The sequence below is a fragment of the Desulfovibrio desulfopostgatei genome (genome assembly GCF_053570645.1).
Genome location: NZ_JBRBQS010000002.1, coordinates 2,238,097 through 2,263,039, shown reverse-complemented (window position 1 = coordinate 2,263,039; position 24,943 = coordinate 2,238,097). Strand labels below are relative to the sequence as shown.

22 protein-coding genes are annotated in these 24,943 nt (G+C 57.5%); 5 read left to right on the top strand and 17 right to left on the bottom strand.

Annotated elements, in window-relative coordinates; genetic code table 11:
• Position 1: 1 nt before the first annotated feature.
• The 7 genes from ACUZ9Q_RS10040 to tolQ all read right to left on the bottom strand — a co-directional run bounded on the left by ACUZ9Q_RS10040 (position 2) and on the right by tolQ (position 6,782).
• Entirely contained in the window at positions 2 to 970 is a 969-nt protein-coding gene (locus ACUZ9Q_RS10040; protein WP_449247808.1) for a D-2-hydroxyacid dehydrogenase, read from the bottom strand.
• A 345-nt stretch (positions 971 to 1,315) separates the two neighbouring features.
• A complete protein-coding gene (pal, locus tag ACUZ9Q_RS10035) occupies positions 1,316 to 1,783 on the bottom strand; it encodes a peptidoglycan-associated lipoprotein Pal (protein ID WP_192112865.1) in 468 nt (155 codons plus the stop codon).
• Positions 1,784 to 2,014: 231 nt separating this feature from the next.
• Positions 2,015 to 3,328, bottom strand: a complete 1,314-nt coding sequence (locus ACUZ9Q_RS10030) for a PD40 domain-containing protein (RefSeq protein ID WP_192112866.1) — start codon at positions 3,326 to 3,328, stop codon at positions 2,015 to 2,017.
• 32 nt (positions 3,329 to 3,360) lie between these two features.
• Entirely contained in the window at positions 3,361 to 4,602 is a 1,242-nt protein-coding gene (locus tag ACUZ9Q_RS10025; RefSeq protein ID WP_297892513.1) for a TonB family protein, read from the bottom strand.
• A 49-nt stretch (positions 4,603 to 4,651) separates the two neighbouring features.
• Entirely contained in the window at positions 4,652 to 5,623 is a 972-nt protein-coding gene (tolA, locus tag ACUZ9Q_RS10020; RefSeq protein WP_192112868.1) for a cell envelope integrity protein TolA, read from the bottom strand.
• Between the two features lie 9 nt (positions 5,624 to 5,632).
• The gene (locus ACUZ9Q_RS10015) at positions 5,633 to 6,085 is read right to left on the bottom strand and encodes an ExbD/TolR family protein (protein ID WP_022658281.1); all 453 of its coding nucleotides are present in this window, start codon (positions 6,083 to 6,085) and stop codon (positions 5,633 to 5,635) included.
• Position 6,086: 1 nt separating this feature from the next.
• Positions 6,087 to 6,782, bottom strand: coding sequence for a protein TolQ (gene tolQ / locus ACUZ9Q_RS10010; RefSeq protein WP_192112869.1), 696 nt, complete (start codon positions 6,780 to 6,782; stop codon positions 6,087 to 6,089).
• 553 nt (positions 6,783 to 7,335) lie between these two features.
• Between tolQ and ACUZ9Q_RS10005 the strand changes: the two genes are divergently transcribed.
• Together ACUZ9Q_RS10005 and ACUZ9Q_RS10000 are read left to right on the top strand one after the other, a co-directional pair.
• Positions 7,336 to 8,769, top strand: coding sequence for a TolC family protein (locus ACUZ9Q_RS10005; protein WP_209818964.1), 1,434 nt, complete (start codon positions 7,336 to 7,338; stop codon positions 8,767 to 8,769).
• A 42-nt stretch (positions 8,770 to 8,811) separates the two neighbouring features.
• On the top strand, positions 8,812 to 10,470 hold the full coding sequence (locus ACUZ9Q_RS10000; protein WP_209818966.1) for a ribonuclease J: 1,659 nt from the start codon (positions 8,812 to 8,814) through the stop codon (positions 10,468 to 10,470).
• Between the two features lie 306 nt (positions 10,471 to 10,776).
• Here ACUZ9Q_RS10000 and ACUZ9Q_RS09995 read toward each other — a convergent pair whose 3' ends face one another.
• From ACUZ9Q_RS09995 to pdxR, 6 genes are all read right to left on the bottom strand, one after another.
• Positions 10,777 to 11,481, bottom strand: coding sequence for an ABC transporter ATP-binding protein (locus ACUZ9Q_RS09995; RefSeq protein ID WP_022658285.1), 705 nt, complete (start codon positions 11,479 to 11,481; stop codon positions 10,777 to 10,779).
• Complete coding sequence (locus ACUZ9Q_RS09990) at positions 11,474 to 12,259, bottom strand: ABC transporter ATP-binding protein (RefSeq protein ID WP_022658286.1); 786 nt, start codon at positions 12,257 to 12,259, stop codon at positions 11,474 to 11,476. Before ACUZ9Q_RS09990 ends, ACUZ9Q_RS09995 begins: the two co-directional genes overlap by 8 nt.
• On the bottom strand, positions 12,259 to 13,479 hold the full coding sequence (locus tag ACUZ9Q_RS09985) for an ABC transporter permease subunit (RefSeq protein ID WP_022658287.1): 1,221 nt from the start codon (positions 13,477 to 13,479) through the stop codon (positions 12,259 to 12,261). The genes ACUZ9Q_RS09990 and ACUZ9Q_RS09985 overlap by 1 nt, the downstream gene beginning before the upstream one ends.
• 2 nt (positions 13,480 to 13,481) lie before the next feature.
• Positions 13,482 to 14,390 carry an ABC transporter permease subunit gene (locus ACUZ9Q_RS09980; protein ID WP_022658288.1) on the bottom strand — a complete coding sequence of 303 codons (909 nt, stop codon included), beginning with the start codon at positions 14,388 to 14,390 and terminating at the stop codon, positions 13,482 to 13,484.
• Between the two features lie 120 nt (positions 14,391 to 14,510).
• Positions 14,511 to 15,641, bottom strand: a complete 1,131-nt coding sequence (locus ACUZ9Q_RS09975; RefSeq protein ID WP_022658289.1) for a branched-chain amino acid ABC transporter substrate-binding protein — start codon at positions 15,639 to 15,641, stop codon at positions 14,511 to 14,513.
• A gap of 180 nt (positions 15,642 to 15,821) precedes the next feature.
• Entirely contained in the window at positions 15,822 to 17,243 is a 1,422-nt protein-coding gene (gene pdxR, locus ACUZ9Q_RS09970; RefSeq protein WP_449247807.1) for a MocR-like pyridoxine biosynthesis transcription factor PdxR, read from the bottom strand.
• A gap of 156 nt (positions 17,244 to 17,399) precedes the next feature.
• Between pdxR and ACUZ9Q_RS09965 the strand changes: the two genes are divergently transcribed.
• Positions 17,400 to 18,419, top strand: coding sequence for a DMT family transporter (locus tag ACUZ9Q_RS09965; RefSeq protein ID WP_449247806.1), 1,020 nt, complete (start codon positions 17,400 to 17,402; stop codon positions 18,417 to 18,419).
• Positions 18,420 to 18,715: 296 nt separating this feature from the next.
• Here the strand turns inward: ACUZ9Q_RS09965 and ACUZ9Q_RS09960 are convergent, their stop codons facing one another.
• The 3 genes from ACUZ9Q_RS09960 to ACUZ9Q_RS09950 form a co-directional block, all read right to left on the bottom strand.
• Positions 18,716 to 20,311, bottom strand: a complete 1,596-nt coding sequence (locus ACUZ9Q_RS09960; RefSeq protein ID WP_022658293.1) for a (Fe-S)-binding protein — start codon at positions 20,309 to 20,311, stop codon at positions 18,716 to 18,718.
• Between the two features lie 11 nt (positions 20,312 to 20,322).
• A complete protein-coding gene (locus tag ACUZ9Q_RS09955; protein ID WP_215647820.1) occupies positions 20,323 to 21,261 on the bottom strand; it encodes a respiratory nitrate reductase subunit gamma in 939 nt (312 codons plus the stop codon).
• A gap of 496 nt (positions 21,262 to 21,757) precedes the next feature.
• Positions 21,758 to 22,174, bottom strand: a complete 417-nt coding sequence (locus ACUZ9Q_RS09950) for an RrF2 family transcriptional regulator (protein WP_192112874.1) — start codon at positions 22,172 to 22,174, stop codon at positions 21,758 to 21,760.
• A gap of 333 nt (positions 22,175 to 22,507) precedes the next feature.
• Between ACUZ9Q_RS09950 and ACUZ9Q_RS09945 the strand changes: the two genes are divergently transcribed.
• Positions 22,508 to 23,056: an RrF2 family transcriptional regulator gene (locus ACUZ9Q_RS09945; protein WP_192112875.1), complete on the top strand. Its 549-nt coding sequence runs from the start codon at positions 22,508 to 22,510 to the stop codon at positions 23,054 to 23,056.
• Positions 22,980 to 23,333, top strand: a complete 354-nt coding sequence (locus ACUZ9Q_RS09940) for a response regulator (RefSeq protein WP_192112876.1) — start codon at positions 22,980 to 22,982, stop codon at positions 23,331 to 23,333. The genes ACUZ9Q_RS09945 and ACUZ9Q_RS09940 overlap by 77 nt, the downstream gene beginning before the upstream one ends.
• A gap of 188 nt (positions 23,334 to 23,521) precedes the next feature.
• Here the strand turns inward: ACUZ9Q_RS09940 and hmcF are convergent, their stop codons facing one another.
• A complete protein-coding gene (gene hmcF, locus ACUZ9Q_RS09935; RefSeq protein WP_215647819.1) occupies positions 23,522 to 24,907 on the bottom strand; it encodes a sulfate respiration complex iron-sulfur protein HmcF in 1,386 nt (461 codons plus the stop codon).
• Positions 24,908 to 24,943 lie beyond the last annotated feature (36 nt).

Below are 24,943 nucleotides of genomic sequence, written 5' to 3'. Positions count from 1 at the left end.
CTTATTTTACCCCATTCACCACATTGACGGGGGTTCCTGCATGCCAGCGCCGGATGTTCTCCGCCATGAGGTCAATGATGTTTTGCCGCGCACGTGTGGTAGCCCAGGCAATGTGCGGCGTAATCAGCGTATTGGGCGCTGAAAATAGGGGATTGTCGTCCTGCGGAGGTTCCTGCGCAAGCACGTCGGTGCCAAGGCCCCGCAGATGCCCGGATTTCAGGGCTTCGGCAGCAGCGGCTTCATCCACCAGCGGCCCACGCGAGGTATTCAGCAGAATAGCCCCTTTGCGCATGGACGATAACGTTTTGGCATTGATGATATTGCGTGTTTCCTTGGTCAAAGGGCAGTGCAGGGAAACCACGTCTGATGCGCAAAGCAGGTGCTCAAGCGTGGCAAAGGCAAAGGGGCCGTAGGACGGCGGATCCTTGGGGGTGCGGCAGTAGGCGAGTACGCTCATGCCAAAAGCGTGGGCCAGTTCACCCATGCGGCGGCCTATGGAGCCAAAGCCAATGAGGCCCATGGTCAGACCTTCGAGGCACAGAGGCGGGATCTTCCAGTAGCACCAGCTTTTTGACTTGAGCCAGTCGCCGTTTTTGACGCTCTCGGAATGCAGGCTTGTATGGCGGCACAGCTCAAGCAAGAGCGCCATTGCATGCTGTGCCACATCGCTCACGCCGTAAGCAACAACGTTGCACACAGGAATATTGCGGGCGGCCAGCGCATCAACGTCTACAATATTATAGCCGGTGGCGAGAACGCCAACCATGCGGACATTGCTGTCCAGTTGCTCAAGATTTGCGCCAGTCAACGGAGTTTTGTTGACAAGCACCACGTCTGCCCCCTTGGTGCGCTCTGCAACCGCTTCGGTGGGCGTGGTTTCATAAATGGACACATCGCCAAGGGATGCGATCGGACCCCAATCCACATCGCCGGGATTGAGCACCGCACCGTCAAGAATGGCTATTTTCATGCAGGTAACCTCTGTTGCCTGCACTGTATCCTGTGATGCCGCTGCCCGCAAGTTCCCGGCGCAAAGTCATATATCCGTAACATTTGGGTGCATTTCTTGCTGCGGTAACAGTTCGTTGCGACGGTAAATTTGCACTGTCGTGTTCATCAAAGGGGCAATGGTTTGCGCGATATCCCTGCACAGTGTGAAACAAGGGGGAGAAGGATACACAGGCAGTACCCCCACTAGGTGCTGGTGCAGATGTGGCGCGCAAGGTTATGTCCAAGAAAAATTTGCAGGTCGTACGCAGAGCAAAAAAAGAGCCGCCCCGAGGGACGGCTCTTTCAGTACTGGTCTTAAAAAAGACTAGTGGGCGATCACGCGGAAGTCGTCGCGGCGGTTCTTGGACCACGAAGCTTCGTTGTTACCCTGCACGGCGGGGTTTTCCTTGCCGTAGCTGATCATTTCCAGCTGGCTGGGATTCACGCCAAGCGTAACCAGGTATTCGTAGGAAGCGCGGGCGCGGCGTTCGCCGAGGGCGAGGTTGTATTCCTGGGTGCCGCGTTCGTCGCAGTTGCCTTCGATGCGCACGCGGATAGAGGAGTACTTCTTCAGCAGATCGGCCTTGGTCTTCAGCATTTCTTTGTATTCGGGCTTGATGTCGAATTTGTCGAAAGCGAAGTAGACGCGGGCGTCAGTGATCTGCTGGATGGCCGCACGCATTTCGGGGGTCAGGCCATCGTCATAGCCGGGTTCGCTGGTGGTTTTCTTTGCGCAACCGAAGCCGGCGGCAAGGGCCATAACCAGAGCGAGAATAAGAGCATAGCGTTTCATTGTGTGTCCTCCTGAACAGCTCATTCTCCAAAAAAATTGATACCTTTCCTTTCTGCACACGCGAGGCCGTTTCGTCCTCGCATAACAGATGGTATCTGGCCCGCAATTTTTGTCAAGGCGTGGAAGGGGGTTTCGACGCACTTTCGTAAAATATTTTTTACCCATTTCGTCCCGTGAGGGCCGTAAAATCGAGTAAAAATGCGGGTAAGAGGCCTATCTGTTAATTTCTAGCTATTTTTGCTGACCGGGCATGCCCCAGCGCGGGAAGTAGACGGAACCACCACCGGTGGGCACCTGCTTCGCATCACCGCCGTGACGGGTGGTCAGGTAGATACCGTGACCGCTGCGCGTGGACGAGAACGCAATAAAGTAACTGTCGGCGCAGAAAGCGGGCTGTTCATCGCTGCCGGGGCCGAAAGTGACCTGACGTTCCATGCCGGTAAGCATATCTTGCACAAAAATACGGTGACCATAGTCGGTCATGCGGCTGTATACCACCAGAGTTCCGTCAGGCGACAGATTGGCCTCGGTGTTGTACGTGCCGTTTTTGCTCACGCGTGTGACCGATCCGCTGCTCAGATCCTTGAGGAAAATCTGCGGGCCGCCCAGGCGCGAAGAGGTAAATGCCATCTTGGTGCCCGTGCTGTCAAATGTGGGCGAAACATTGATGGAGTCGTTCTGCTCAAGCACGCGTTCTTTCTGGAAAACGTGGTTCAGCTGGAAGATAACAGGGTACTTGCCGTTGGAAAGCGCCACGGCAACCTTGTTGTCGGGCATAAAGGCAGGGCCGATAACCACGTTGCCGGGAAAGCGGATGCGCTGCACTTTGCCGCTGGAGCGATCCCACACGCCGAGGGCATGGGATTTTTCGTCAATGTGGGTAAAGACCACAAAGCGGCCATCAGGCGACCATGCGGGCGACATGGACTCGCCGGGCATGTTGGTGATCTGCCGCAGGTCGCGTCCGGTGGGCTTGACCAGCCACACGTTGGCGCTCATTTTGCCCGTCTTTTTTACAAAGGCAAGCGTGGAGCGGAAGAAGGCGCCATTGCCCGTAAGGGCTTCAAGCAGGTCGGCGCAGAATCGGTCGGCCACTTCGGGCAGGTCTTTGGAAGTAACCTTGGGGTACTCCTTGCCGAAAAGCCGCCCGCCAGTGTTGGTTTCAAAAGCGCGGATCTGCACGGGGCGGGTGCCGCTGTCGCCCTCGGGCCAGTAGGTCGTTACCACAATGTCCGACCCGGCAAGCTGGAAGCGCTTGAAATCGAGGGACGGCGGCTCATACCCGGGCAGAACAACGCCGCCAAGCACTGCTCTGGGATCGGTAAGGCGCATAAAGGGCAAAAAACTCAGGTTTTCCTGCACGATTTTTTGCAGGTCGGTGCCCATGCTGTTCGCTTCAACAGAGGGGCCCTTGATGGGGGCCGCCAGGGCAAGGTTAACAATGTTTTGCCCCGGACCGTAAATGTCCACGCGCATGGCGGCCTGCGCCCCGCTTCCGAGAGCCAGCCAGAACCCCAGGGTCAGGAGAAGAAGCTGTTTTTTCATGGCGTCAGTATTCCTTGTTCAAGCAGCACGCCTCAGCGGCGCACCAGTGTAAGGGTGATGTCCAGCGTTCCCCCAAGTTCGGCGGGCGGAGGGGGCAAGCTGCCTGCTCGGCGTATGCCTCGCTGCACATATTTGTCAAGAAGCTTGTCGCCCGTGGGCGATATTACCTTGAAATCAGTGATTTCTCCCTGAGGGGAAATCGTAAGCCTCAGGCGTGTCTGGTATTCACCCGGCTCTGTATCGGCAGGGATCAGGATGGCGTCGCGTATCTGCCGCGCCGCATCACGCCGATATTTTACACGATCAACGCCAGATGCGCCAGATGTAGTTGGGCCTGGTGCAGTCGCGCCAGATGCAGTCACGGCAGGCGCTGGAGTTCCCGAGGCTGCTACCGCCGCGCGACCAGAGGACGTGGCTGCCGAATCAGTTTTTGCCGGAGGCTGTGCTTTAGCCTGCACCTGAGCCTGCGCCGACGCTGCCGCTGATGCCGCCTCCATGTCCGGGTCGCCATAGGTGGGCAGATTGTCCGCCTGTCGGGTCAGCTTTTCTTTTGCCGCAGGGGCGGCCAGTTCTGCAGCGGTGGGGCTGCTCCTGCCAATAAGCTGCGTTGCCGGTGCATTGTCGGCCTGAGTCGTGGCCGGGCCCTTTGCGCCTTTCTTTTTGCTTTCAGCGCCCGCCTTGGGGGCTGGCGCCGGGGCCACTGGCGCGGGCCTTACTTCCGGCGCGTCCTTGCCGCTGGCCTTGGCAATAGCTTCGGCCCTTTCACGTGCGCGGTCTTCTGCGGCTTCGGCTCTTGTGTCGCCAAGCGCGGCTTCAGCCTTGTTTCTGGCCTTGACCTCGGCTCGCAGCGCTTCTTCCGAACTCAGGGGTTCCGCCTTGGGTTTGCCCTTGGGGGTGCCGTTCCAGAATGTCAGGTGCACGTCCATGGGTGCGCCGTAAGGCGGTGTTCCAAAAGAACCAATTTGCCGCACTGCGCCGCATACCGAACTGTCAAAAGCTTCCAATCCCGAGGATTTGACGGGCTTGCAGTCTTCAACCTGCCCACGCCCGTTAACCGTGACCTTGAGGCGCACCTTGAAATCGCTCTTAAGCGCCGGGGGCGGAGCCCATATTTCAATAATCTTGTCCAGCATGTTTCCGGCATAGGTGCTTTGATCAGCACTGGCGGCAGAAGCGGCAAAAGCCCCGACCGCCGTGACGTAAAAGAACGTCACGGCGATGAGGCTTGAGCATATGCAAAGACTGCTGAGGTGCGTGCGCGGTTGGGAAGGCATATATCCTCCTGAATGCGCACGTTACCAATTGCGCGTTTAGGTGGCCGCCTTAGCGGCCCATGAGTTCATCAAGCGTAAACACCAGGTCAAGGTCACCGTAATCCGCAGAAGGCGGGGGTGGAAACTGGCCGCTGTTGGCAGTGCGCACGATGGCGCTCGCTGCGGAAGCGTCAAACTGCGCATTGCCCGAACTGTGCGTTACTACGGGATTCTGCAACAGCTTGCCCTGGGCGTCTACCTTGACGTTGATGATGCAGCGCAGGTTCAGGCGGCTGGCCGAGGTAAAGCCCCAGTTGGGCCGTACAGCAAGCATGACCTGCCCCATGTACACATCTCCAAGGCCACCGCCGCCAGGGCCGGTGCCTTCGCCGCCACCGCCGCCCCTGTTGCCGCCTGCGCGGCGCTGGGCCTGGGCGAGAGCCTGCTCCACGGCATTGCCCCTGTCGCCGGAATCAGCCCGCGAGGTGGCTTTGCGCGCCTGTTGCAAGGCCGCTGCCACAGGGTCAACGTTGGACTTGGCGTCCTTGGATTCCTTGGCGTCCTTCTTGGCGTCCGCCTTGGGAGGCTCCGGCTTTTTCTGATCCTTGGGAGCTTCTTTCTGCGGTTCTTCCTTGGGCTTGGGCTTGTCTTCTTTTTTCTGCGCGATGGGTTTCGCTTCTTCCTTGGGTTCCGGCTTGGGCTGGGGCTTTGGCTCGGGCTTGGGCTCGGGCTTTTTCACCGCCGCTGCATCCTGCTTGGGCTGGGGCGGAACAGGTTTGGGCTCTTTAACCTCAACGCGCTCGGGCGCGGCCACTTCCGCCTTGGGGGCGGGCGGCGTAGGCGCAAGGGGGCCATCGCCGGGCTGCCCCATATGCCCGAGTATGGGCGAGGGGGTACGGTTGCCGCCTGTGGCGCCCTCAACCAGGCTGATCATGACCGGAGGCGTGTCCAGCTTGATGGGCGGGCTGCTGGGCCAGAACCATATCAGCAAAAATATGGCCGCGTGCAGGCAGAATGAAAGAACGTATGAGGCCAGGCGCATAGAGCAATCCTATTTTCGGGCGCGTGCGGGCTTGCCGCCCTTGGGCGAGGCATCATCGGGCTGTTCGGCTATAACGCCGAGCTTTTCGATGCCCACGGCCTTGATGTGACCCATGACTTCCACAACGGTGCCGTAAGGCACTGCCTTGTCGGCCTGCAGAAAGAGCGTCTTGTTCTTTTCCTTGACCAGACGCTGCAAGTACCCCTCAAGGTCTTCCATGGTGTCCACGGGGTACTCGTCAAGGTACATCTTGCCGTCATTGCGCACGGTCAACACCATGTGGTCGGCCTCGGTAGAAAGCACTTCCACCTGCTTGGTCTGCGGCAGATCCACGTCCAGCCCCTGACTCATCATGGGGGTCGCCACCATGAAGATGATCAGCAGCACCAACATGACGTCCACGAAGGGCGTGACGTTGATGTCCGAAACAAACTTGTTGCCGCCGCCAACACTAGCGCCCATGCTACATCTCCGTTGCGCCCGTGCGCTGCACGGGGCGGTGGGCGTTGATTTCGCGCTGGACGCGGTTGAGGAACACGCCGGCAAAGTTCACCAGCAGCGTATCAACCTGCGAAAGCTTACCCATGAAGATATTGAAGCCGATGGTGGCCGGAACAGCCACTGCCAGGCCGATGGCCGTGGCAACCAGAGCTTCCGAAATACCGGGGGCAACGGTAGCCAGGGAGGCCGACTTGAGCATGCCGATGGAGTGGAAGGAGCTCATGATGCCCCAGACCGTGCCAAACAGGCCGATAAAGGGGGCCGTGTTGGCGCAGGTGGCCAGAATAGACAGCGAGCTTTGCAGCCGGGCCAGTTCCGTGCCCACACCCTGACGCAGCGCGCGGCGAACGTTGTCGACCACCACTTCACTGCTGTTGCCAAGTTCTTTGGAACGGTTGAATTCAAGAACGCCCTGATGGGCGATGTAGTACAGCGGGGAAGTTGGGTCGGAACCCAAAGACTGCACGGCTTCGCGCAGATTGGCCGCCTTCTCGAACCTTTCCGTGCCGCTGAGAGCCTTTTTGTTAGCTGCGCTCAGGCCGATGAATTTCTGGATCATCAGCCCCCAGCTCCCAATGGACATCATGACCAGAAACGCCAGCACCGCCTTGGCCACCAGGCTTGCCTGGGCGATCATCGAAAAAAAACTGAATTCCATGAGGTTCTCCATATCTGCGCAACAACTGTGGTCTGTTTCAGTGCGCCGCAAAAAATGCCAGCACGGCAGACGCAAAGATGCGCCAACCGTCACGGCGGAGCTGCGGAATCCCGCAAGGACTCTGCTGCGCAGCATGCTACGACTGGGGTAAACTTTCAAGAAATTTTTTAGAATCCTCTTGCGGCTCCTTACGGGCATGGAATTTCGGGTTTCACTGCAAGCCTGTTGGGCGGGGTTTGAAACAGATGCTGCAATTTATGAAAAATTCAATTTTACACGTAAGTCTGTTTGTTGTTGAAATTGGCCATATTTTATGTATATTAGGGCACAAGAGTTACGCTTTATGGTTCTTTATTCAATAAACAGTACATGTGAAAATGGTTGTTGTTCAGCGCGCACTGTATAATAATACCTTTTAAAGAATGTCTGTTTTGCCATTTTGCGTAAAATTATCTTTTTCCATGAAGTGTTGCCAATGCCGTCTTCTGCGGTGTATGTAATCCGGGTCGAAGTAATTTTTAAAAGGTAGCGGAGCCATTCCGTCTGTAAATATATGAAACGCATTCCTGAACTGGGCCTCGTGTTTCTTGTTGTTGGTGTGCTTGCCGGGCCTGTGGGCGGCAATGCAGCGCTTGCCGATTCTTCTGTTGCCGCGCGCCCTTCTGGCAGCGCCGCCGTGCCGGTTTTTAGCGGAAGAACCTTGCCTTCAGGCAAGGACAATGCTTTGCCTACCGGGGCAGTTTCCATGCCCGAGGCTGTGGATCGCGCTTTGCGTCATAATCCGAGCCTGGGTTCGCAAGAGGCGCAGGGGCAGTCTTCTGAAGAAGCGCGCAAATCTGCGCGCGGGGCTTTTGGCCCCAAGCTTGGCACGACGTATTCCGCCTCCAAGCAGGAGAGAAAAACATCGCCCGCCTTGCCCAGCAGTAGCAGACCGGCGGAAAACGGCACATATACCTGGGCCGTGGAAATCTCTCAGCCTGTGTTTCAGGGGTTTCAGCTTCTGGCCAATTATCAGAAGGCAGCCCTTCAGGCGGACAGTGATAAAGCCTCAGTGCGCAATGCCGAACTCTCCATGACAGAAAATGTTCAGACCCAGTTTCTGAACTATCTGCGCTATGAAGAAAGCGTGCGCAGCCAGCGTGACGCTCTGGCCCGGTTACAGGATCAGCTGCGCATCACCACGGCCTTTTTTGGCGTAGGTCTTCGCCCCCGGCTGGATGTGCTCCAGGCAGAAGTGGACGTGCGCCAGGCCGAGAATACCTTGATTCAGGTCGAAAACAGCCGCGACACCAGCCTTGCCAAGCTGAATACCTTGCTGGGGCTGCCCGCCACGGCCAAGATCAAGTTTACCGGCAAGCTTGCCCATGTGCCCTTTACCCGGTCGCTGGAGCAGTGCCTTGAAGCGGCCTACCGCCAGCGGCCCGATCTTTACATGGCGGCGCGCTCGGTGGAAATCGCGGGCAAATCGCAGCAGGCCGTGCAGAGCGGCTATTATCCGCAGGTGGAAGCCTATTACAATGTTTCGCAGAGCGGCAATTCGCTTGATCTGCAGGAAAAGGGCGACCGGGGTTCACGCAGCTCCGTATGGGAAGTGGGCGCCCGGGCCACCTGGGACGTTTTTCAGTGGGGAACCACGTACTATGCCGACAAAGAGGCAGGCTGGCTGGTCACAAAGATGCGCTATGCCGAAGAAGACCTGAAACTCAGCGTTGGCTACGACATCAAGTCGAAACTGCTTGCCGTGCAGGAAGCCGCCAAACGGATAACCGTGGCGGAAAAGGGCGTGGAGCAGTCTACTGAGGCATACAATGTGGCATTGGCCCGTTATCAGGAGCAGGTGGGCACCAACTTTGACGTGCTGGACGCTTCGTCCAAGCTCACCACCGCTCAGGCGACGTTAACAGGAGCAAAAGCCGATTATCTGACCGCTCTGGCGCAATTATATGTGGCCATGGGCGAATTTCACCCTGATCTTATGCGGCGTTGAGCGACGGCACGACCTTAGCCGCGCCGCCAAAAGCGATTACGAATGAATGAACCTTATTTGAACATTACCCCCCTCGGGGGGCTGGGAGAGATCGGCCTCAACTGTCAGCTGTGGGAAACCTCTGGCGGCGTGGTGATGGTTGATTGCGGCCTCATGTTTCCTGACGACGCCCACCTTGGCGTGGACGTTGTTATCCCGCACTTTGGCGCTGTCAGCGGCATCAAGGACAAGCTGCTCGGCATTGTGCTGACGCACGGGCATGAGGATCACATTGGCGCACTGCCCTGGATTGTGCCTGAAATCAAGGGTACCCGCATCTATGGCTCGCGCTTTACCCTGGCGCTTGTGGAACACAAGCTCAGAGAGCGGGAGATTCTGGATTGGGTGGAACTGTGCCCTGTCGATATCAATACCGTGCTGCCTCTGGGCGACCTGACCTTTCATTTTTTCCCCGTCTGTCACTCCATTCCCGAAGGCTTTGGTCTGGGCGTAGAAACGCCCGTGGGCCGTGTGGTGCACAGCGGCGATTTCAAGATTGACCCGCACCCTCTCGACGCCACAGGCACCGACCTGAATCTTTTCCGCAATTTTGCCGGGCCGGACGGCGCACGGTTGTTGCTTTCGGATTCCACCAACATCGTGCGCGAGGGGCGTTCCCTTACGGAGCGCGAGGTCAAGGATTCGCTGGATAAGATATTCGCCAAGGCCGAAGGGCGCATCGTCATCACGCTCTTTTCCAGCCATATCCAACGTATTCAGGAAGTTTTTGATCTTGCGCGCGAGCATGGGCGCACGGTGGTCATCAGCGGCAAATCGCTGGCGAACAATATTGAAATGGCTCGCGATCTTGGCATTGCCAAGCTGCCGCCTTCGTTTTTCAACGCGCACAACGGCGTCCCCGACCTGCCGGACGACCAGATCGTGCTGGTGGTGACAGGCGCGCAGGGCGAACCGCTCTCCGCCTTGTCGCGCATGGTGCTTGGCGGCCACAGACAGCTGGAGATCCGCAAGGGCGATACCGTGGTCATGAGTTCGCGTATGATCCCCGGCAATGCCAAGGCCATCTCCCGGCTGATCAACGAAATGTACCGCATCGGCGCAGAAGTGCTTTATGAAAGTGTTCACGCCATTCATGCCTCGGGGCACGGCCAGCGCGAAGAACTGCGCGACATGCTTGAGGCTGTGCGCCCCACGCTGTTTGTGCCTGTGCACGGCGAATACCAGCATCTGGTCAAGCATGGCCGCCTTGCTGTTGAATGCGGCGTGGAGCAGGACAACGTCATCCTGCTGGAAGACGGGCTGCCCCTTACCCTGCTCAAAGACTCCTTCCGCCTGGAACAGCGCGTTCCGGTCGAGTGTACGCTCGTGGACGGCAAGGGCGTGGGCGATGTGGGCTACGCCGTGCTCAAGGAGCGCCGTATCCTGGGTGATGAAGGCATGGTCATTGTGGTGCTGGTGGTTGATTCAGAAACCGGCAGCATACTGCACGGGCCGGAAATGATCTCCAAAGGCTTTGTGTTTGAGCAGCACTACAGCCACTTGCTGGAAGACGCCAAGTGCCTGGTGCTGGATGAGATTGAAGCGGCCCGCCCCGGTCAACTTGGACGCTTGCAGGAAGGCATTCGTTCTTCGCTGCGGCGTTTCTTCCGCCGTGTGCTGGAGCGTGACCCCGTGGTCGTGCCCGTCATCAGCGAAGTCTAGGGCAAAGCTACAGATAACTATCCAGATTATTGCGGGGCTGAGGGGTAATCCTTCTTCCCTAATAGCTTCAGTACCGCTCAAAAGCCGCTGCCGACTGCCTGTCGGTGGCGGCTTTGCTTTTGAGGGAAAGATGGGCAGGCGGAGTAGGCACGTGTCCTGCTGCGGCTCGGGAATACACGCGGCAGGAGCATGCACGCTTCAGTTTGGCTCCGCACATAAAACGCGGTGCGTTTGCCAGGCAAACGCACCGCGTTACTATCGATTGCAGCAAGGGTACTGGTTTCGCGCCGCTATGGGGACAGCGGGCTACATGCCCAGATAGGCTGTGCGCACTTCTTCGCTGGTGAGCAGGTTGGCGGCTGTGTCGTGCATGACTATGCGGCCATTTTCCATAACATAGCCGTGGTTGGCGATGCGCAGGGCCTGGTTGGCGTTCTGCTCCACCAGAAAGACCGTGGTGCCGTTGGAATTGACCTTCTGGATGATGGAAAAGATCTGCTGAATGATGATGGGGGCGAGGCCAAGGGATGGTTCGTCCAGCAGCAGAAGCTTGGGACGGCCCATGAGAGCCCGGCTGATGGCAAGCATCTGCTGCTCGCCGCCGGAAAGGGTGCCGCCAGCCTGCTTGCGGCGCTCGGACAAAATGGGAAAAAGGCTGAACACATAGTCCAGATCGTCCTTCACGCCTGCCGGATCACGACGCAAAAATGCGCCGAGGTCGAGATTTTCGCTGACGCTCAGATCGGGGAAAATCAGGCGGCCTTCCGGTACCTGCGAAATGCCCAGAGTCACGATTTCGTGCGGGGGCAACTGGTGAATGGGCTTGCCGTACCAGAGTATCTCGCCTTTTCTGGGGCGGTTGATGCCGCAGATAGTCATAAGCGTGGTGGATTTGCCCGCGCCGTTGGCCCCAATCAGGGTGACAATTTCGCCTTCTTCAATATTCAGCGAAATATCGCGCAGGGCCTGAATGTTGCCGTAATAGGTGTCTACGTTACGCAGCTCAAGCATCGCTTTCTCCCAGATAGGCCTTGATGACGCGGGGGTTGGTGCGGATTTCAGCGGGGGTGCCTGTGGCGATGCAGGAGCCGTATTCCATGACGTAGATGCGGTCGGAAAGCGACATGACCATGCCCATATCGTGCTCGATAAGCAGGATGGAGAGCTGCTGGTTGTCGCGGATGGAGCAGACCAGCTCCTTGAGTTCGTTGGTTTCCTGGGGGTTCATGCCCGCTGCGGGTTCGTCCAGCAGCAGCATGCGCGGCTCGGTCGCCATTGCGCGGGCGATTTCAAGCCGCCGCTGTGCGCCGTAGGGCAGGTTGTTGGCCGTTTCGTTCCAGAAATCCTGAAGCTTCACCAGTTCCAGAAGTTCATAGCTGCGGTCGATGCAGTCCTGCTCTTCACGGCGGGTGCGGCCATCGCGCACGATCGCGCCAAAAATGCCCGCCTTGGTGCGGCAGTGGCGGCCAATCATCACGTTTTCAAGCACGGTCATTTCGCTGAAAAGGCGGATGTTCTGGAACGTGCGGGCCATGCCCATCGCCGTGATGAGGTGGGGCTTTTTGCCGTTGAGCAACTGCTTGTCGCCCGAGGCGTCGTGCAGAAACATCTGCCCCTCTGTGGGGGTGTAGATGCCGGTCACGCAGTTGAAAAACGTGGTCTTGCCTGCGCCATTGGGGCCGATAAGGGCAACGATCTCGCCGCTGTTCACGGTGAGTGAAAGCTCGTTAAGCGCGCGGAGACCGCCAAAATCCTGAGAAAGATCCTTTACTTCCAGTACCGGTTTCATCAGCGGCCTCCTTCAGCACCGTGCAGGTTGCTGATGCGGTAGCGGCGTCGTTCGCCGCTGATGAGGCCCTGTGGCCGGAAGAGCATCATAATCACCATGATCGCTCCGAAAAGCAGCATGCGGTAGTCAGAGAAAGCCCGCAGATATTCCGGGGCAAGAATGAGAATCAGCGCTGCAATGACCACGCCCGCAATGGAACCCATGCCGCCCAGCACCACCATTGAAAGAATCATGGCTGATTCCATGAAGGTAAAGCTGGAGGGATTAATATAGGTGGTCTTGGCGGCAAAGATTACCCCGGCAAAGCCAGCCCAGCAGGAGCCGAGCGCAAAGGCCGAAAGTTTTACCCGCGTGATGTCCACGCCCATGGCCTCGCAGGCTATTTCGTCTTCCCGCAGGGCTTGCAGGGCCAGCCCCACACGTGAATTCTTGAGCCGGGTGATAACCACAATGGTAACCACAACTGCGGCCAGCACCAGATAGTAGATGTAGGTGGTGGACGCGGTGATGTCCATGCTCATACCAAAAAAACCGGGGCGCGGAATGTCGCTGACGCCGCGTGGGCCGCCGGTGACGGTGTTCCAGTTTTGCAGGGTGAGGCGCACAATTTCGCCAAAGCCCAAGGTCACAATGGCGAGGTAGTCGCCACGCAGCCGCAGCACGGGAAAGCCCAGGCCAAGGCCGAAAAGCACGGTGAGGAAACCGCCGATGGGCAGGCAGGTCCAGAAGCCGAGGCCGAAATACTGGTTCAGCAGGCCGTATGTATACGCGCCAATGGCGTAAAAAGCCACGTAGCCAAGCACAAGCTGGCCCGCCAGACCCACAACGATGTTCAGGCCCAGCGCCAGCATGACGTACAGCAGGGCGGAGATCATGATGTTGGTCTGGTAGAAGGAGCTGACCAGAGGCATGCCGATGAGCACAACGGCAAGCACGGCAAGCCCGCCAAGGCGGAGGCCAGCGCTGTTTCTGAATGATTCAATAATCTCTGCCAGATTGAAGCACTTGGGCAGGGTGATGATCTTGGCGCCAGCAGCTTTACGGCTGAAGCACCAGTCCCAGATAAGTGCAAGCACAAAAATGCCTGCGCCAAGAGCCAATATGCGGTCAAAACGCCAAACAACGGTTTTTGCCGCCACGTTCAGCTTGATGCCCAGCACCGGCAGGGTGAGCAACATGAACCACAGGGCGGCGATGGCGGCTTTAAGTATGCGCTGCATGGCTACACCTTCTGCACTGTGGCTTTGCCCAAGATTCCGTCGGGCCTGAAAATGAGAATGAGGATAAGAATGCCGAAGGCCAGCATGTCTTCGTAGTTGCCGGAAAAATAGCCCGTGGTGAAGCTTTCGGCCAGGCCAAGCACAAGCCCGCCCACCATTGCGCCGGGGATGGAGCCGATGCCGCCGAGCACTGCGGCGGTAAAGGCCTTAAGCCCAGCCAGAAAACCGATGCCAAAGTTGACCTGCCCCATGTGCGAGGCGATAAGCACGCCGCCAAGGGCCGCCAGGGCGGAACCGATGATGAACGTGAGGGAGATGATGCGGTCGGCATTGATGCCGAGCAAAAGGGCCATCTTGCGGTTTTGGGCCGTGGCGCGCATGGCTTTGCCCATGCGGGTGTAGCGGATGAAAAGCGAGAGCGAAACCATGGCAAAGGTGCTGACCATCAGGATGAGAAAGTCGCTGGCGCCCATGACGTAGTCGATGTGCTCAAGAAAATCCATTTCCGGCAGCAGGTTGGGAAAAGGCACAAAGTCGGATGTCTGCGCAAGCAGCACATAGTTTTGCAAAAAGATGGACATACCGATGGCAGAGATAAGCGGCGACAGGCGCGGCGCGCCCCGCAGGGGCTTGTAGGCGACCTTTTCCAGCGTATAGCCGTAGGCGGAACACCAGACTATGGCCGCAAGAGCCGCCACAATAAGAATGCCGCCAGCAGGGAAGCCATAGACGCCAAGCGCGCCAGCTATTAGCAGGGCCGTGAAAGAGCCCAGCATATACACTTCGCCATGGGCAAAATTGATGAGCCCGATAATGCCGTAAACCAGCGTATAGCCGAGGGCGATCAGCGCATAAATGCTGCCTCGGGTCAAACCGCCGAAAAAGAGCTCTATAAAAAATTGAATGTCCATGCAAACTCGCGCGCGGTACGGGGGGTGTCCCTTTTCGTTCCGCCTGTCCCGTTAATGCCGTCAGCTTCCGGCGATGCGTGAAAAGCCGGGGCGCGGCCATGGCCGCGCCCCGGTAGACGTTTAGTCCAGGGTAATGCTGTGATTAAGCTCTACAAACTTGCCATCTTTGATCTGGTAGATGGAAAGGCCCATACCGGCGGCATCGCCGGTCTTGCTGAAGGTCAGCTTGCCCAGCGGGGTTTCCACCGGGGTGGTGCGCAGTGCTTCCACAATCTTGGCGGCATCGGTGGAGCCAGCCTTGGCAATGGCGTTCACCAGAGCCTGGGTGGCGGCGTAGCCGTTGTAGTAGAAGGAGCCGGGATCGCTGCCGAACATCTTCACATGGCCTTCATGGGCATGTTTGTAGGCGGGCAGGTTACTGGTGTCCTTGGGATAGGAGGCGTACACGCCTTCGGCGTCCTTGCCAGCCATCTTGATGAAGGCGTCGTCCTTGAGGCCGTCGGGGCCGATCATGGCGGTGGTTACGCGGTCGCGGCGCATCTGCTGCAGCAGCTTGGAAGCAGTGGGCTGGTAGCCGCCGAACACGAGGATGTCGGGCTGGGCGCGGCGCAGCTTGCGCACAACGGCGGAGAAGTCCACAGCGTCAGGGGTAACGGCTTCGTACAGAACGGTTTCCACGCCAGCCTTTTCAAGGGTTTCGCGGTTGTTGTCCACAAAGCCCTTGCCGTAGTCGCCATTGTCGTGCAGGTAGGCGACCTTCTTGGCCTTGAGGCCGTTCAGGATGAAGTCGCTGGTCAACTTGGCCTGGGCCTTGTCGTTGGCGATGGTGCGGAAGAAATAGGGGTTGGTGCCGCTTTCAGTAAGGCTGGGGGTCGTGGCAGAAGGCGACATGGAGACGATCTTGGCCTCGGTGTACAGCGGCAGGGTAGCCTTGGTAGCGCCGGAGCAGATGTGGCCCATGACCACGTTCACCTTTTCGGAAATAAGCTTGGTGGCCGCGTTGGTGGCCAGTTCGGGCTTGCACTGGTCATCCTGGGCGATCAGTTCAATCTGACGGCCAAGCACGCCGCCGTTGGCGTTAACTTCGGCAATCACAACCTTGGCGGCGTTCAGGCTGGGAACGCCGTAGGAGGCCAGGTCGCCGGAGTGCGCGCCGGCAACGCCGATTTTAATGGGATCCGCAGCCATTGCGGGCGCGGCAATTGCCACGCAGAATGCCATTGCAGCAAGCCAAGTCATACCTTTTTTCATCTCCGCCCTCCGCGAGAAAAGATGTGCGCACAAATGATGCGCCGCTTGTGGATGAAGGCTTTTCTATTGCCTCATTGCGGGCATCCTGTCAATGCGCGCACGGCGCGGCGATTGAAAGGCCGCAGGGCGGCAAACCGCCGAATGCCTTGCAAAAAAAGATATTCCATTAAAACTGTCTGCTCATTGCGCAAGGGCCTCTTTCAGGGCCTGCACCCCACGCTCCATGGACTGCTCCGACAGGTGAGCATAGCCCAGTATCAGTTCGTGCGCGTGCGCGCCGTTGCGGCACAGCGAATGGTGCTCCACCGGCACGGCCCGAACGCCCTGCGCGCGCATGGCCGCGAGCACTTTGTCTGAAAAATGGATTCCGCGAAATCCCGCCACCAGATGCAGCCCGGCAGCCTGTCCGCTGGCGGTGAAGCTGTCGCCAAAGTGCCGCCGCAGACATTCCAGCAGGTAGAGCCTTTTGCCTTTATACAGCTTGCACATTCTCCAGATATGCCGCTCAAGCCCCCCGCTGGAGATAAAGGCGGCCAGCGTGCGCTGCGAAAGCGCATCGGTGTGCACATCCGTGTACTGCTTTTCTTCGGCCCAGGGGCGCACCATGTCCGGTGGTATCACGGCAAAGCCCAGGCGCAGGGCTGGAGCCAGAATCTTGCTGAACGAACCAATATATATGCCCCTGTCGGGCGCAAGCTCGCGCAGGGCGCTGACGGGCGTTCCCTCAAAACGGAATTCGCCATCATAGTCGTCTTCCACCACCATGCAGCCGCGCTGTCGGGCAAAGTCCACCAGCGCCTGTCGCCGCTGCGCGGAAAGGATGCCCCCGGTAGGATACTGGTGCGAAGGAGTCACATAGACAAAGGCGCATCGTTGGGTGGTCTGCTCCGAGAGATTTTGCAGGCGGCTGACGTCCATGCCTTGCGCGTCTGCAGTTATGCCTTCAATGGCGTACCCGGCGCGCGATATCACCTCCACCAGCCCCCGGTGCACGGGATCTTCCACAATTGCCAGGGCATTCGGGCGGTTGAGCAGGCGCGCCACAAGCCTAAGCCCCTGGGTTGCGCCTGTTGTGATCATTACCTGCTCCGGTGCGGCGCGCAGGCCCCGCATGCGCAGCAGCCATCCGGCAATGGCCTCCTGCAGTTCGGCAACCCCTTGAGGCCTGCAATAGCGCAGAGCCGAGGCGGGTAAAGTATCGCACACCTGCCGATACAGCCGGCCCCATTCCGCCGCAGGAAAGTGCTCCAGCGCCGGGATGCCGGACTGAAAGTTCACAAGCCCAGGCGGGTCGGCGCGGGAATCATCGTGCGCATGCTCATCTGTCGTAGATTTTTGTCCGCACACTTGCGGCTGGGGCCGGATACCTTGCGCCACGTGCGTTCCCGAGCCGCGCTGCGATTCAAGATAGCCTTCGGCAAGCAACTGATCATAGGCTTCAATAACAGTGCTGCGGGCCACATGCAGTTCTTTGCCCAGTTGCCGGGTGGAGGGCAGACGGTCGCCCGCAGCCAGATGACCGCGTAAAATCAGTTCCCTGATCTGCGCGCTGATCTGGCGGTTCAGCGAAAGCGGGCTGTCTGCATCAAGACTGATCCACATGGCGCACCTATAATTGGTATGATAAAAAATGCCAAAAAGTGGCGCTTATCAAAACCACTTTAGCTACGCTAGCCTTTCAAACGTCAGATGGCAATACGTGCCGGAAGACGTTCAGCATGCCGAGGCATTGTGCGGGCATCACAAGGAGAGGAAGTAATGAGCGTGTGTAAAAACAGTGCGCAAGGTGCTGCGGTTGAGAAAGCTGCCGGGGGAGCGCAACCACTGGTGCAACAGGGGCAAGCGCGCCCCTGGGGAGCCTGGATCAGCCTGACCCTTGCCATGAGCATCGCTGGCAGCGCCGTGGTGGCGGGAAAACTGCTGGTGGGTAGCCTGCCTGTGTTTCTTGCGGCGGGGCTGGGCCTTGGAGCAGGGCTGCTGGTGATGCTGCCCCAGTTGTGGCTGCGGCGTGAAAGGGGAACGCTTGATGGGCGCACCCACGCGACATTGGCGCTTCAGGCATTGTGCGGCATTGCTCTGTACCGGATTTGCACCTTTGAGGGGCTTCGCTTTACCAGCGCGGCTTCTGCGGGCTTGATGAGCAGCGCAGCGCCAGCGGTCATTGGCTTGCTGGCATGGGGCATGCTGCGGGAGAGGCCGCCGCTGCGGCGTATTGCGGGCATAGCCTGCGTGAGTCTGGGCCTGCTCGCCATTAATCTTACGCCCTTTCTGGCAGCGCCGGGAGGCGCTGGTGTGGAAGCCACGCCAGCAAGCGGAGGCGAGGCCTGGCGCACATTGCTGGGCAACGGCCTTGTGCTGGTGGCCGTATTGTGCGAGGCGGCATTTTCCGTGCTCAGCAAAGCGCGCTGCTGCCCCATGTCGCCCTTGCGGCGCACGACAATTGTGTCATTTTATGCATTTGTCATGCTGTTGCCCATGGCCCTGTTTGAGGCCCGAGATTATGATTTTACCTCATTGTCTGCCTCAGCCATATGGGGGCTTGCCTATTATGGCGCTGCGGTTTCTTACCTGTCGTATGTGCTGTGGTTTCGTGGGATTGCTCAGGTGCAGGCCAGCGCAGCCGCGGCATTTACAGGCTTGGTGCCTTTGAGCGGCGTAGCGCTTTCGTGGCTGGTGCTTGGTGAGCAGATTCTGTGGACGCATCTTGCGGGTCTGGCCTGCGTGACGGCGGGTATATGGCTTTCGTGCGCTGCAACCAATGCGCCGGATGCCAAGTAGTGCGCGGGCAAGCCGCGACCTGCTACTGATTTCTGGCCGCATTGCCGTTGGCAACGCTTATAAATAGAAAGAGGGGCTTTCGCCCCCCCTTGCCATTCAGATGACAAACCCCGTTGCACGGGTTTTGCGCTGCCAGCGGCGGCAGACCGCCGGGCAGTAAACACAGAAATCAGTCGCTCGTCAGCGCGGGCAAGCCGCAGCCTGCTCCTGATTTCTGGCCGCATTGCCGTTGGCAACGCTTATAAATAGAAAGAGGGGCTTTCGCCCCTCTTTCTATTTATCCCACGGTCGGGAAACTATTCTTCTTCGCCTTCAAACTTGATGAACCCGGGGTTCACGTTGACCATGGCGTTGACGATGAGTTCCACCAGGCCGCCGTAAGCGAAGTTGTTCTTGGTGTACAGATCGTTGTGTTCCAGCATTTCGCGGATCTGGCCCTTGCAGTTGGAGCAGGGAGCGCAGATGTACTTGCGGGTTTCCGGTCCAAGGCAATCCTTGAAGGCTTCGGCGATCTGCCACATCTTTTTGCGGCCAGAGATGTTGCCGCGCCATTGCTCGATGTTGTTGCGGGTCATGATGGCAAAGCCGGAGCCGCCGCCGCAGCAGTAGTTGTCCACACCGTGGCAGGGCATTTCGCGGAACATGGGCGCAATCTTGCGCACGATTTCGCGCTGGGGTTCAACAATGCCCATGAGGCGCACGATATTGCAGGGGTCGTGCAGGGTCACGGGGAAGTTGTTGCGCGAAGGATCAAGCTTGAGGCGGCCCGACATGACGATGTCGTGCAGGGTCACGTAGCAGCTTTCGCGCGGCACCTGATATTCGAAGGGGATAACGCGGTCGGCGATAACGGTCAGGGCCTTGTGGGCGTGGCCGCATTCACCGATGACGATCTTCTTCACGCCAAGTTCCTTGGCGGCCATCATGTGCTGGAGGGCAATACGGGCGGTCTGGGCGTCGTCGTAGAACACGCCGTAGTTCACGCCGTCGTACGCCAGAGCCTTGCTCGAGAGCGTCCATGAAAGACCGGCTTCCTGGAAGATCAGCGAGAAGGCGGCGATGTTTTCAGGCCAGGCCATCACTTCGCCAGCGTTGTGCAGCAGCATGATGTCTGCACCCTGCACGTCAAAGGGAGTGTGGATGCCCACGCCGGTGATTTCGGTGTAGTCCTCGTCGATGAACTCCACGTTTTCTTTCACCACTTCAGGCGTCATGCCGGTGGAAGACCCGCACTTCATCTGGTTCATGGTGCCCTTTTCGTGCAGTTCGCGGGCGTAGATGCCCATCTCCTGGCTGAAAAGCTTGCGGATTTCGCGGGCCAGCAGGCCGTTGTCCACACCAATGGGGCAGGTCTGCGCGCAGCGACGGCAAAGGTTGCAGCGGTAGGCCAGTTCGCCCAGGCGGGCCACGGTCTTCCAGTTCAGGCCCATGTCGCCGTAGCGCCATTTGGCAAAGGGTTCTTTCTTCACATACTGCTTGTAGATGCGGCGGAAGATTTCAGACCGGAAGTTGGGCCGGTACATTTCGTTTTTGCCAGACATCTCGTACAGATGGCAGGCATCAGAACAGGAGTTGCACTGGGCGCAGTAGTCCATGCTGGTTTCGAGCATGGGCAGGAAGGTCCAGTTGTTTTCCTTGGTGAACAGCTTGCGCATGCCGTTGAGGAACTTGTTGACCAGTTCCTCTTCTTCTTCCTTGTTCTTGGGCACAGGAATGTTCAGCACGCACACATCGTCAAGGATGCAGGCGGTGTTCTGCTTCTGCTCATCTGTAAAGGGCTTCCAGGGCATGGTATGCACGTCCAGGGGAAGCTCAGGAATATCCTTGAGGTCAATGCTGACCATCTGCCCTTCGGCAGTGGAAACATCTTTCAATTGCAGTTTATCTTTCATGATGGAACTCCCTAGTCTTCCTTCTTGGGGGCTGCGGGATTGGTGGTGGCCACATCAACCCAGGTCTTGGGCTGGCCATCGCCATTGATATGATCGGCAGACCACGTGACGTTGAACTTCAGGGCGTCCATGATCTTCTGCTGGTTCTTGGGGCTGTAGTTGGTGGGTTCGTCACCCCAGCGGATGTCGTGGTAGGTGAAGTACTTCATGAAGACGTGGCCCATGTGGGTCATGGGAATCCAGATCAGCAGGAAGAAGCCCACCAGCAGGTGCAGGCTGAACAGCACGTTGGTCTGCGGGGCAAAGTGGAACGTGATCAGGTTGTACATGAAGGTGCGGGCCAGCTCGAAGTAGGAAGGAGCGGTAGCCCAGGCAGCCAGGCCCAGCACGCCGAAGAGCACGAAGACAAGCAGGTTGAAGTAATGCTCGGGGGTGCTGTAGCGGCGCAGGCCTTCATCGGCGCGACGGCGCAAAACAAGGCTGACGCCGCCCACAATGATGCACAGCGTGCCAGCCAGGGCACAGGCGCTGATAACATTGCCGACAAAGATCATCAGACCGCCCTGGGGGTTGAGGCCCAGAACCTGCGCGATGGCGGCAAACAGCACCACGATGGTGCCCCCCATGAGCATGTACATGCCCACATGGAAGGGATAGGTGCGCACCCAGAGCTTGAGGTTGTGTTCAAAGGTGGCGTGCAGGAAAAGCACTTCGGTCAGCAGGGCCTTGACGTCGCCCATGTGAGCGATGTGACGAGGCTTGGTCCACCAGTCCTTTTCTTCCATAAAGCTGCCGCCGTACACCGTCTTGGAGCCTTCGTGAGGCACGGGGTACAGCTCCCAGCGCACGTGCAGGGGGCTGGCTGCAAGATACGATTTGATCTTGAGGTAGGCCATGCAGAAAAAGCCGGCTACCGCCAGATAGCCAAGAATGTAAAAAAGTGTGGTCATGCGTTTACTCCCGTGGGGTCAAGATGCCGCTAAATCGTGGGTTAGTTGCGGCCGGCACAGCCGACACGCTTTCAAGCCCGGCATGCGTCTGCCTGCCTGCAACCTCTCCTTTTAATGGGCCGACGCCTGAGTTAAATCTGACCGTTGTAATCAGGAATTGATCACAATAGTCGACATAGTCAAGGTGTACGGTGACCCCCCTGATACTCAAAATTACAAAAAATGCAAAGATGTCAGATGGAAACAATACAGTAAACTTAATCTGGATTAACCTAATTTTATTTAACTAAATCAAGTAGATTACACCTATAAAAAATTTTTTTCAACCAAACTAAAAAATTTTTTTAACAAGCTTGGGATGAAAAATTATATACTTTTTTAGTACGATAAAATTTATCAGTGATATTGAGGCAATAAAAAAGGTCGGCTCATGCCGACCTTTGTGTGTCAAATGGTATGCTTGTATAAAAGGATTCTGCGATTGAAACCGTGCTTCCTACAGGAGAATGTGCGGGTCGTGCATGAGATCGCGCAGTGTAATTGACTCAAAAACGCCATCAAGTGTCGCCTGCAGGTTCTCCCAGGCTTTTCTGACTTCACATCCATCAAAACGCGCGCACTCGCCGGGCTTTTCCATGCAGTTTGTCAGTTCGATGCCGCCTTCCATCAGTTTGACAATGCACCCAAATGTGAGTTCTTCGGGCTTGCGCAAAAGCACATGGCCGCCCTTGGCCCCGCGGATGCTGCCCGTTATGCCAGCCAGACGCAGCTGGCGCAAGATCTGTTCGCTGAATTGTGAGCTTATGCCAGTTTGTGCAGCCAACTGGCTTGAAGAGACCGGTTTCTCAAGACCGTTTTTTGCCAGAAAAAGCAGGATCCTGGCGGCATACCGGGTTTTTGCAGAAAGCTTCATTGCGGGTCCCTCTTGTGTGCAGATTGAATAGGTTCCATCTGCCATGACTGCCGGCGTCTCTACGCCGATGCTGCGGCTAGCTATGACTAATGACGCACAAATCTAACACATTATATTTGCTATGGGCAGTATTTTTTTTTCTTCGCCAAAAGGTTGCGAAACTATTCACATCATTGAAAGCATGACGAAATCTGGGCATTGGCGCTCATTTTGGCACGCCCGCACCCGCTTGACGCCGTTATTATGGTGCGCTAAAAAGTTGAGTAGAACAGTCTAAATTAGACAGATACGGTTTAGAGATAGTTATTGTCTCCTGCAAAATAAGGAATGACTATGCGTATTTCGACAATGGCCTGCCATGCTTTGCACTTGTTATTGTGCCTTTCTGAACAAGATGACGACATTCCTGCCTCTGCGTCCGAACTTGCGGTCTGCACAGGCATATCTGAAAAGTTTGTTCAAAAAATCATGCGGCTGCTTCAGTCAGAGGGCATTGTCAAAAGCGTTCGTGGCATTGCCGGAGGCCACATGCTGGCGCGCACTCCTGATGAGATAACGCTGGCCGACATAATTATTGCAGTTGAAGGCGGCATTTCCCTGCCCGGTGTGAGCAATGTTGCCCCCAGGGGCAAAACTGCGCTGGACGCCTGGGATATGGTCGCCCGTTCCATGAACAGTTCGCTCGAAGCTGTGACTCTCAGTTCCGTTCGACAGAGTAGTGCTTCAGCGCCGCGGCAAGCCACCCGCCGCAGGGTGGCGCAACCCTCTTCTCCGCTTCTGCCGGAGACCGACTTCGGAGGCACCAATGCAAAAGCATATTCTCTTGGTAGACAGCGATGCCGAAAGCCAAAGCAGACTGTCCCAAACCCTTCAGCAGTGTAATTACCGGGTAAGCACCGCCAGCACCTGTGCTGAAAGCCTGGCCAAGATTGCCAGCGACAGGCCCGACTGCGTTGTTTTTGATGTGGAGCTGGAGGGAACGTCCGGCACCATCATGTACAGTCGTTTGCGCCGCAATGCGAGCACCAGGTCGCTCCCGGCGGTGGTGTGCACATCTGTTGGGCCCCGGCCTGTGTGCTTTGGAACGGGGATTCCTGTTCTTTCAAAAAACTGTTCGAGCGAAGCGCTGCTTTCTACCGTCAGCGCCGCAATGGCATAGCGCTCTTGTTTTTGATACTCGCCTGACGGTCGGGCTGGGATAGTACCCGACCGTCAGGGCTGTGGTTCGCTCCGTTATACGCGTCAGGCAAAAGGACAAATGCTGGCGCGGCAGACGGCGAGTTTTTTCAGGTCCCTTGGGGAACCCTTGCTTTGTTGGGCCGTCTGCCACACAGACGGCCCATCTTTTTATACTTCGTTGTGGTTGATGTGATCCGGAATGATCATCATATCAACCAGCAGCGGCTTGAGGAACGACCACTTGATGTTGTGTTCCTCGTATACTTCCATCATGTCGCGGATGGCGTCCCAGCAGTTATGGCAGGGGCTTATGACCAGTTCCGCGCCGGTTGCCTTTATCTGGTCCAGCTTGTTTTTCAGGCCCACGTTGCGCTCTTTGCGGTACAGGCCGATGCCGTTAAGGCCGCCGCCGCCACCGCAGCAGAAGTTGTGGTCGCCCTTGGGGTCCATTTCGCGAAAATCTTCTGCAATGTAGCTCATGATTTCGCGGGTGGCCTTGCCAAGCCCGTGGCTGCGCACATAGTTGCACGAATCCTGAAGGGTGCAGGGCATCTTGAGCTTTTTGGCAGGATCAATCTTGATCTTGCCTGTGCGCAGCATTTCTGCAACCCATTCCACATAGTGCATGAAGCGCACCGGCGGATCACCGCTTTCGCGTCCGGCCCAGTAGGGGCCTTCAACAACTGTGGCGCGGTGGGCGTGGCCGCATTCCGTGCCCACAACCACCTTGGGCTTGATGCGCTCAATGGCGGCGTAGATACGTTTGACGTTCTGCGCGCAGCCTTCCCAGTCGCCAGCGAACATGGTGAGAGAGGTGTTCTCCCAACCTTCGCGCGGCACTGTCCAGTTGGTGTCCGTCACGTGAAAGAGAATGGCGGCCTGAGCTATGTCTTCAGGGTAGTGCTTCACTTCGCGGGCGTTAAGAATGTACATGACGTCCGCGTTTTCTTTTTCAACAGGAATTTCCAGATCGGGCCATTCATCCTGTTGTTCTTCGACCATCCATTCGCAGGTTTCAACCCAGTCTTCTTCGGTCACGTCCATCTGCGCCCCGTAAACGCGGTGCATGCCGGAGCCGATTTTCATTTCCCACGGGATGAAGCCGTGCTTGAAGAGGATGCCGCGCAAATAGCTGAACATAACGCCTGTATCAATGCCGTGCGGGCAGTAAACGGCGCAACGGTTGCAGCAGGTGCACTTGCCCCAGGCCGCGTCCATGCACTTGATCATGAACTCGGCGTCAACCTTGCCTTTGCGGCGCAGCAGCTCGCCCAGCGTAGCCTGAATCTTGTACGAGGGAATCTGCGTGGGATCGTTGTTGTTGGTGCGGTAGAAAAAGCAGCTGTCCGCGCACATGGCGCAGTGCGCGCAGACGCTGAGCCATGTGCGGGTGCGCGATTTGCAGGTTTGCTCAAGGTCGCGGGCCAGGGCTTCCTGATCGACCTTCATTTCCTTCATCTGGGCATAATATTGCGCCCCGCCCTTGTCCTTCAGCAGATCAAGGATGCCTTCCTTGGTGGTGACGGGGGTTGGGGTGCACAGCAATTCGGACATGGTTCGCTCCTTTCAGGCGAAAAGATAATTCGTTTG

What these genes read in the sequence shown, in the direction of transcription:
- ACUZ9Q_RS10040 (WP_449247808.1), bottom strand. Translation starts at nt 970, where the DNA reads ATGAAAATAGCCATTCTTGACGGTGCGGTGCTCAATCCCGGCGATGTG.
- pal (WP_192112865.1), bottom strand. Translation starts at nt 1,783, where the DNA reads ATGAAACGCTATGCTCTTATTCTCGCTCTGGTTATGGCCCTTGCCGCC.
- ACUZ9Q_RS10030 (WP_192112866.1), bottom strand. Translation starts at nt 3,328, where the DNA reads ATGAAAAAACAGCTTCTTCTCCTGACCCTGGGGTTCTGGCTGGCTCTC.
- ACUZ9Q_RS10025 (WP_297892513.1), bottom strand. Translation starts at nt 4,602, where the DNA reads ATGCCTTCCCAACCGCGCACGCACCTCAGCAGTCTTTGCATATGCTCA.
- tolA (WP_192112868.1), bottom strand. Translation starts at nt 5,623, where the DNA reads ATGCGCCTGGCCTCATACGTTCTTTCATTCTGCCTGCACGCGGCCATA.
- ACUZ9Q_RS10015 (WP_022658281.1), bottom strand. Translation starts at nt 6,085, where the DNA reads ATGGGCGCTAGTGTTGGCGGCGGCAACAAGTTTGTTTCGGACATCAAC.
- tolQ (WP_192112869.1), bottom strand. Translation starts at nt 6,782, where the DNA reads ATGGAATTCAGTTTTTTTTCGATGATCGCCCAGGCAAGCCTGGTGGCC.
- ACUZ9Q_RS10005 (WP_209818964.1), top strand. Translation starts at nt 7,336, where the DNA reads ATGAAACGCATTCCTGAACTGGGCCTCGTGTTTCTTGTTGTTGGTGTG.
- ACUZ9Q_RS10000 (WP_209818966.1), top strand. Translation starts at nt 8,812, where the DNA reads ATGAATGAACCTTATTTGAACATTACCCCCCTCGGGGGGCTGGGAGAG.
- ACUZ9Q_RS09995 (WP_022658285.1), bottom strand. Translation starts at nt 11,481, where the DNA reads ATGCTTGAGCTGCGTAACGTAGACACCTATTACGGCAACATTCAGGCC.
- ACUZ9Q_RS09990 (WP_022658286.1), bottom strand. Translation starts at nt 12,259, where the DNA reads ATGAAACCGGTACTGGAAGTAAAGGATCTTTCTCAGGATTTTGGCGGT.
- ACUZ9Q_RS09985 (WP_022658287.1), bottom strand. Translation starts at nt 13,479, where the DNA reads ATGCAGCGCATACTTAAAGCCGCCATCGCCGCCCTGTGGTTCATGTTG.
- ACUZ9Q_RS09980 (WP_022658288.1), bottom strand. Translation starts at nt 14,390, where the DNA reads ATGGACATTCAATTTTTTATAGAGCTCTTTTTCGGCGGTTTGACCCGA.
- ACUZ9Q_RS09975 (WP_022658289.1), bottom strand. Translation starts at nt 15,641, where the DNA reads ATGAAAAAAGGTATGACTTGGCTTGCTGCAATGGCATTCTGCGTGGCA.
- pdxR (WP_449247807.1), bottom strand. Translation starts at nt 17,243, where the DNA reads ATGTGGATCAGTCTTGATGCAGACAGCCCGCTTTCGCTGAACCGCCAG.
- ACUZ9Q_RS09965 (WP_449247806.1), top strand. Translation starts at nt 17,400, where the DNA reads ATGAGCGTGTGTAAAAACAGTGCGCAAGGTGCTGCGGTTGAGAAAGCT.
- ACUZ9Q_RS09960 (WP_022658293.1), bottom strand. Translation starts at nt 20,311, where the DNA reads ATGAAAGATAAACTGCAATTGAAAGATGTTTCCACTGCCGAAGGGCAG.
- ACUZ9Q_RS09955 (WP_215647820.1), bottom strand. Translation starts at nt 21,261, where the DNA reads ATGACCACACTTTTTTACATTCTTGGCTATCTGGCGGTAGCCGGCTTT.
- ACUZ9Q_RS09950 (WP_192112874.1), bottom strand. Translation starts at nt 22,174, where the DNA reads ATGAAGCTTTCTGCAAAAACCCGGTATGCCGCCAGGATCCTGCTTTTT.
- ACUZ9Q_RS09945 (WP_192112875.1), top strand. Translation starts at nt 22,508, where the DNA reads ATGCGTATTTCGACAATGGCCTGCCATGCTTTGCACTTGTTATTGTGC.
- ACUZ9Q_RS09940 (WP_192112876.1), top strand. Translation starts at nt 22,980, where the DNA reads ATGCAAAAGCATATTCTCTTGGTAGACAGCGATGCCGAAAGCCAAAGC.
- hmcF (WP_215647819.1), bottom strand. Translation starts at nt 24,907, where the DNA reads ATGTCCGAATTGCTGTGCACCCCAACCCCCGTCACCACCAAGGAAGGC.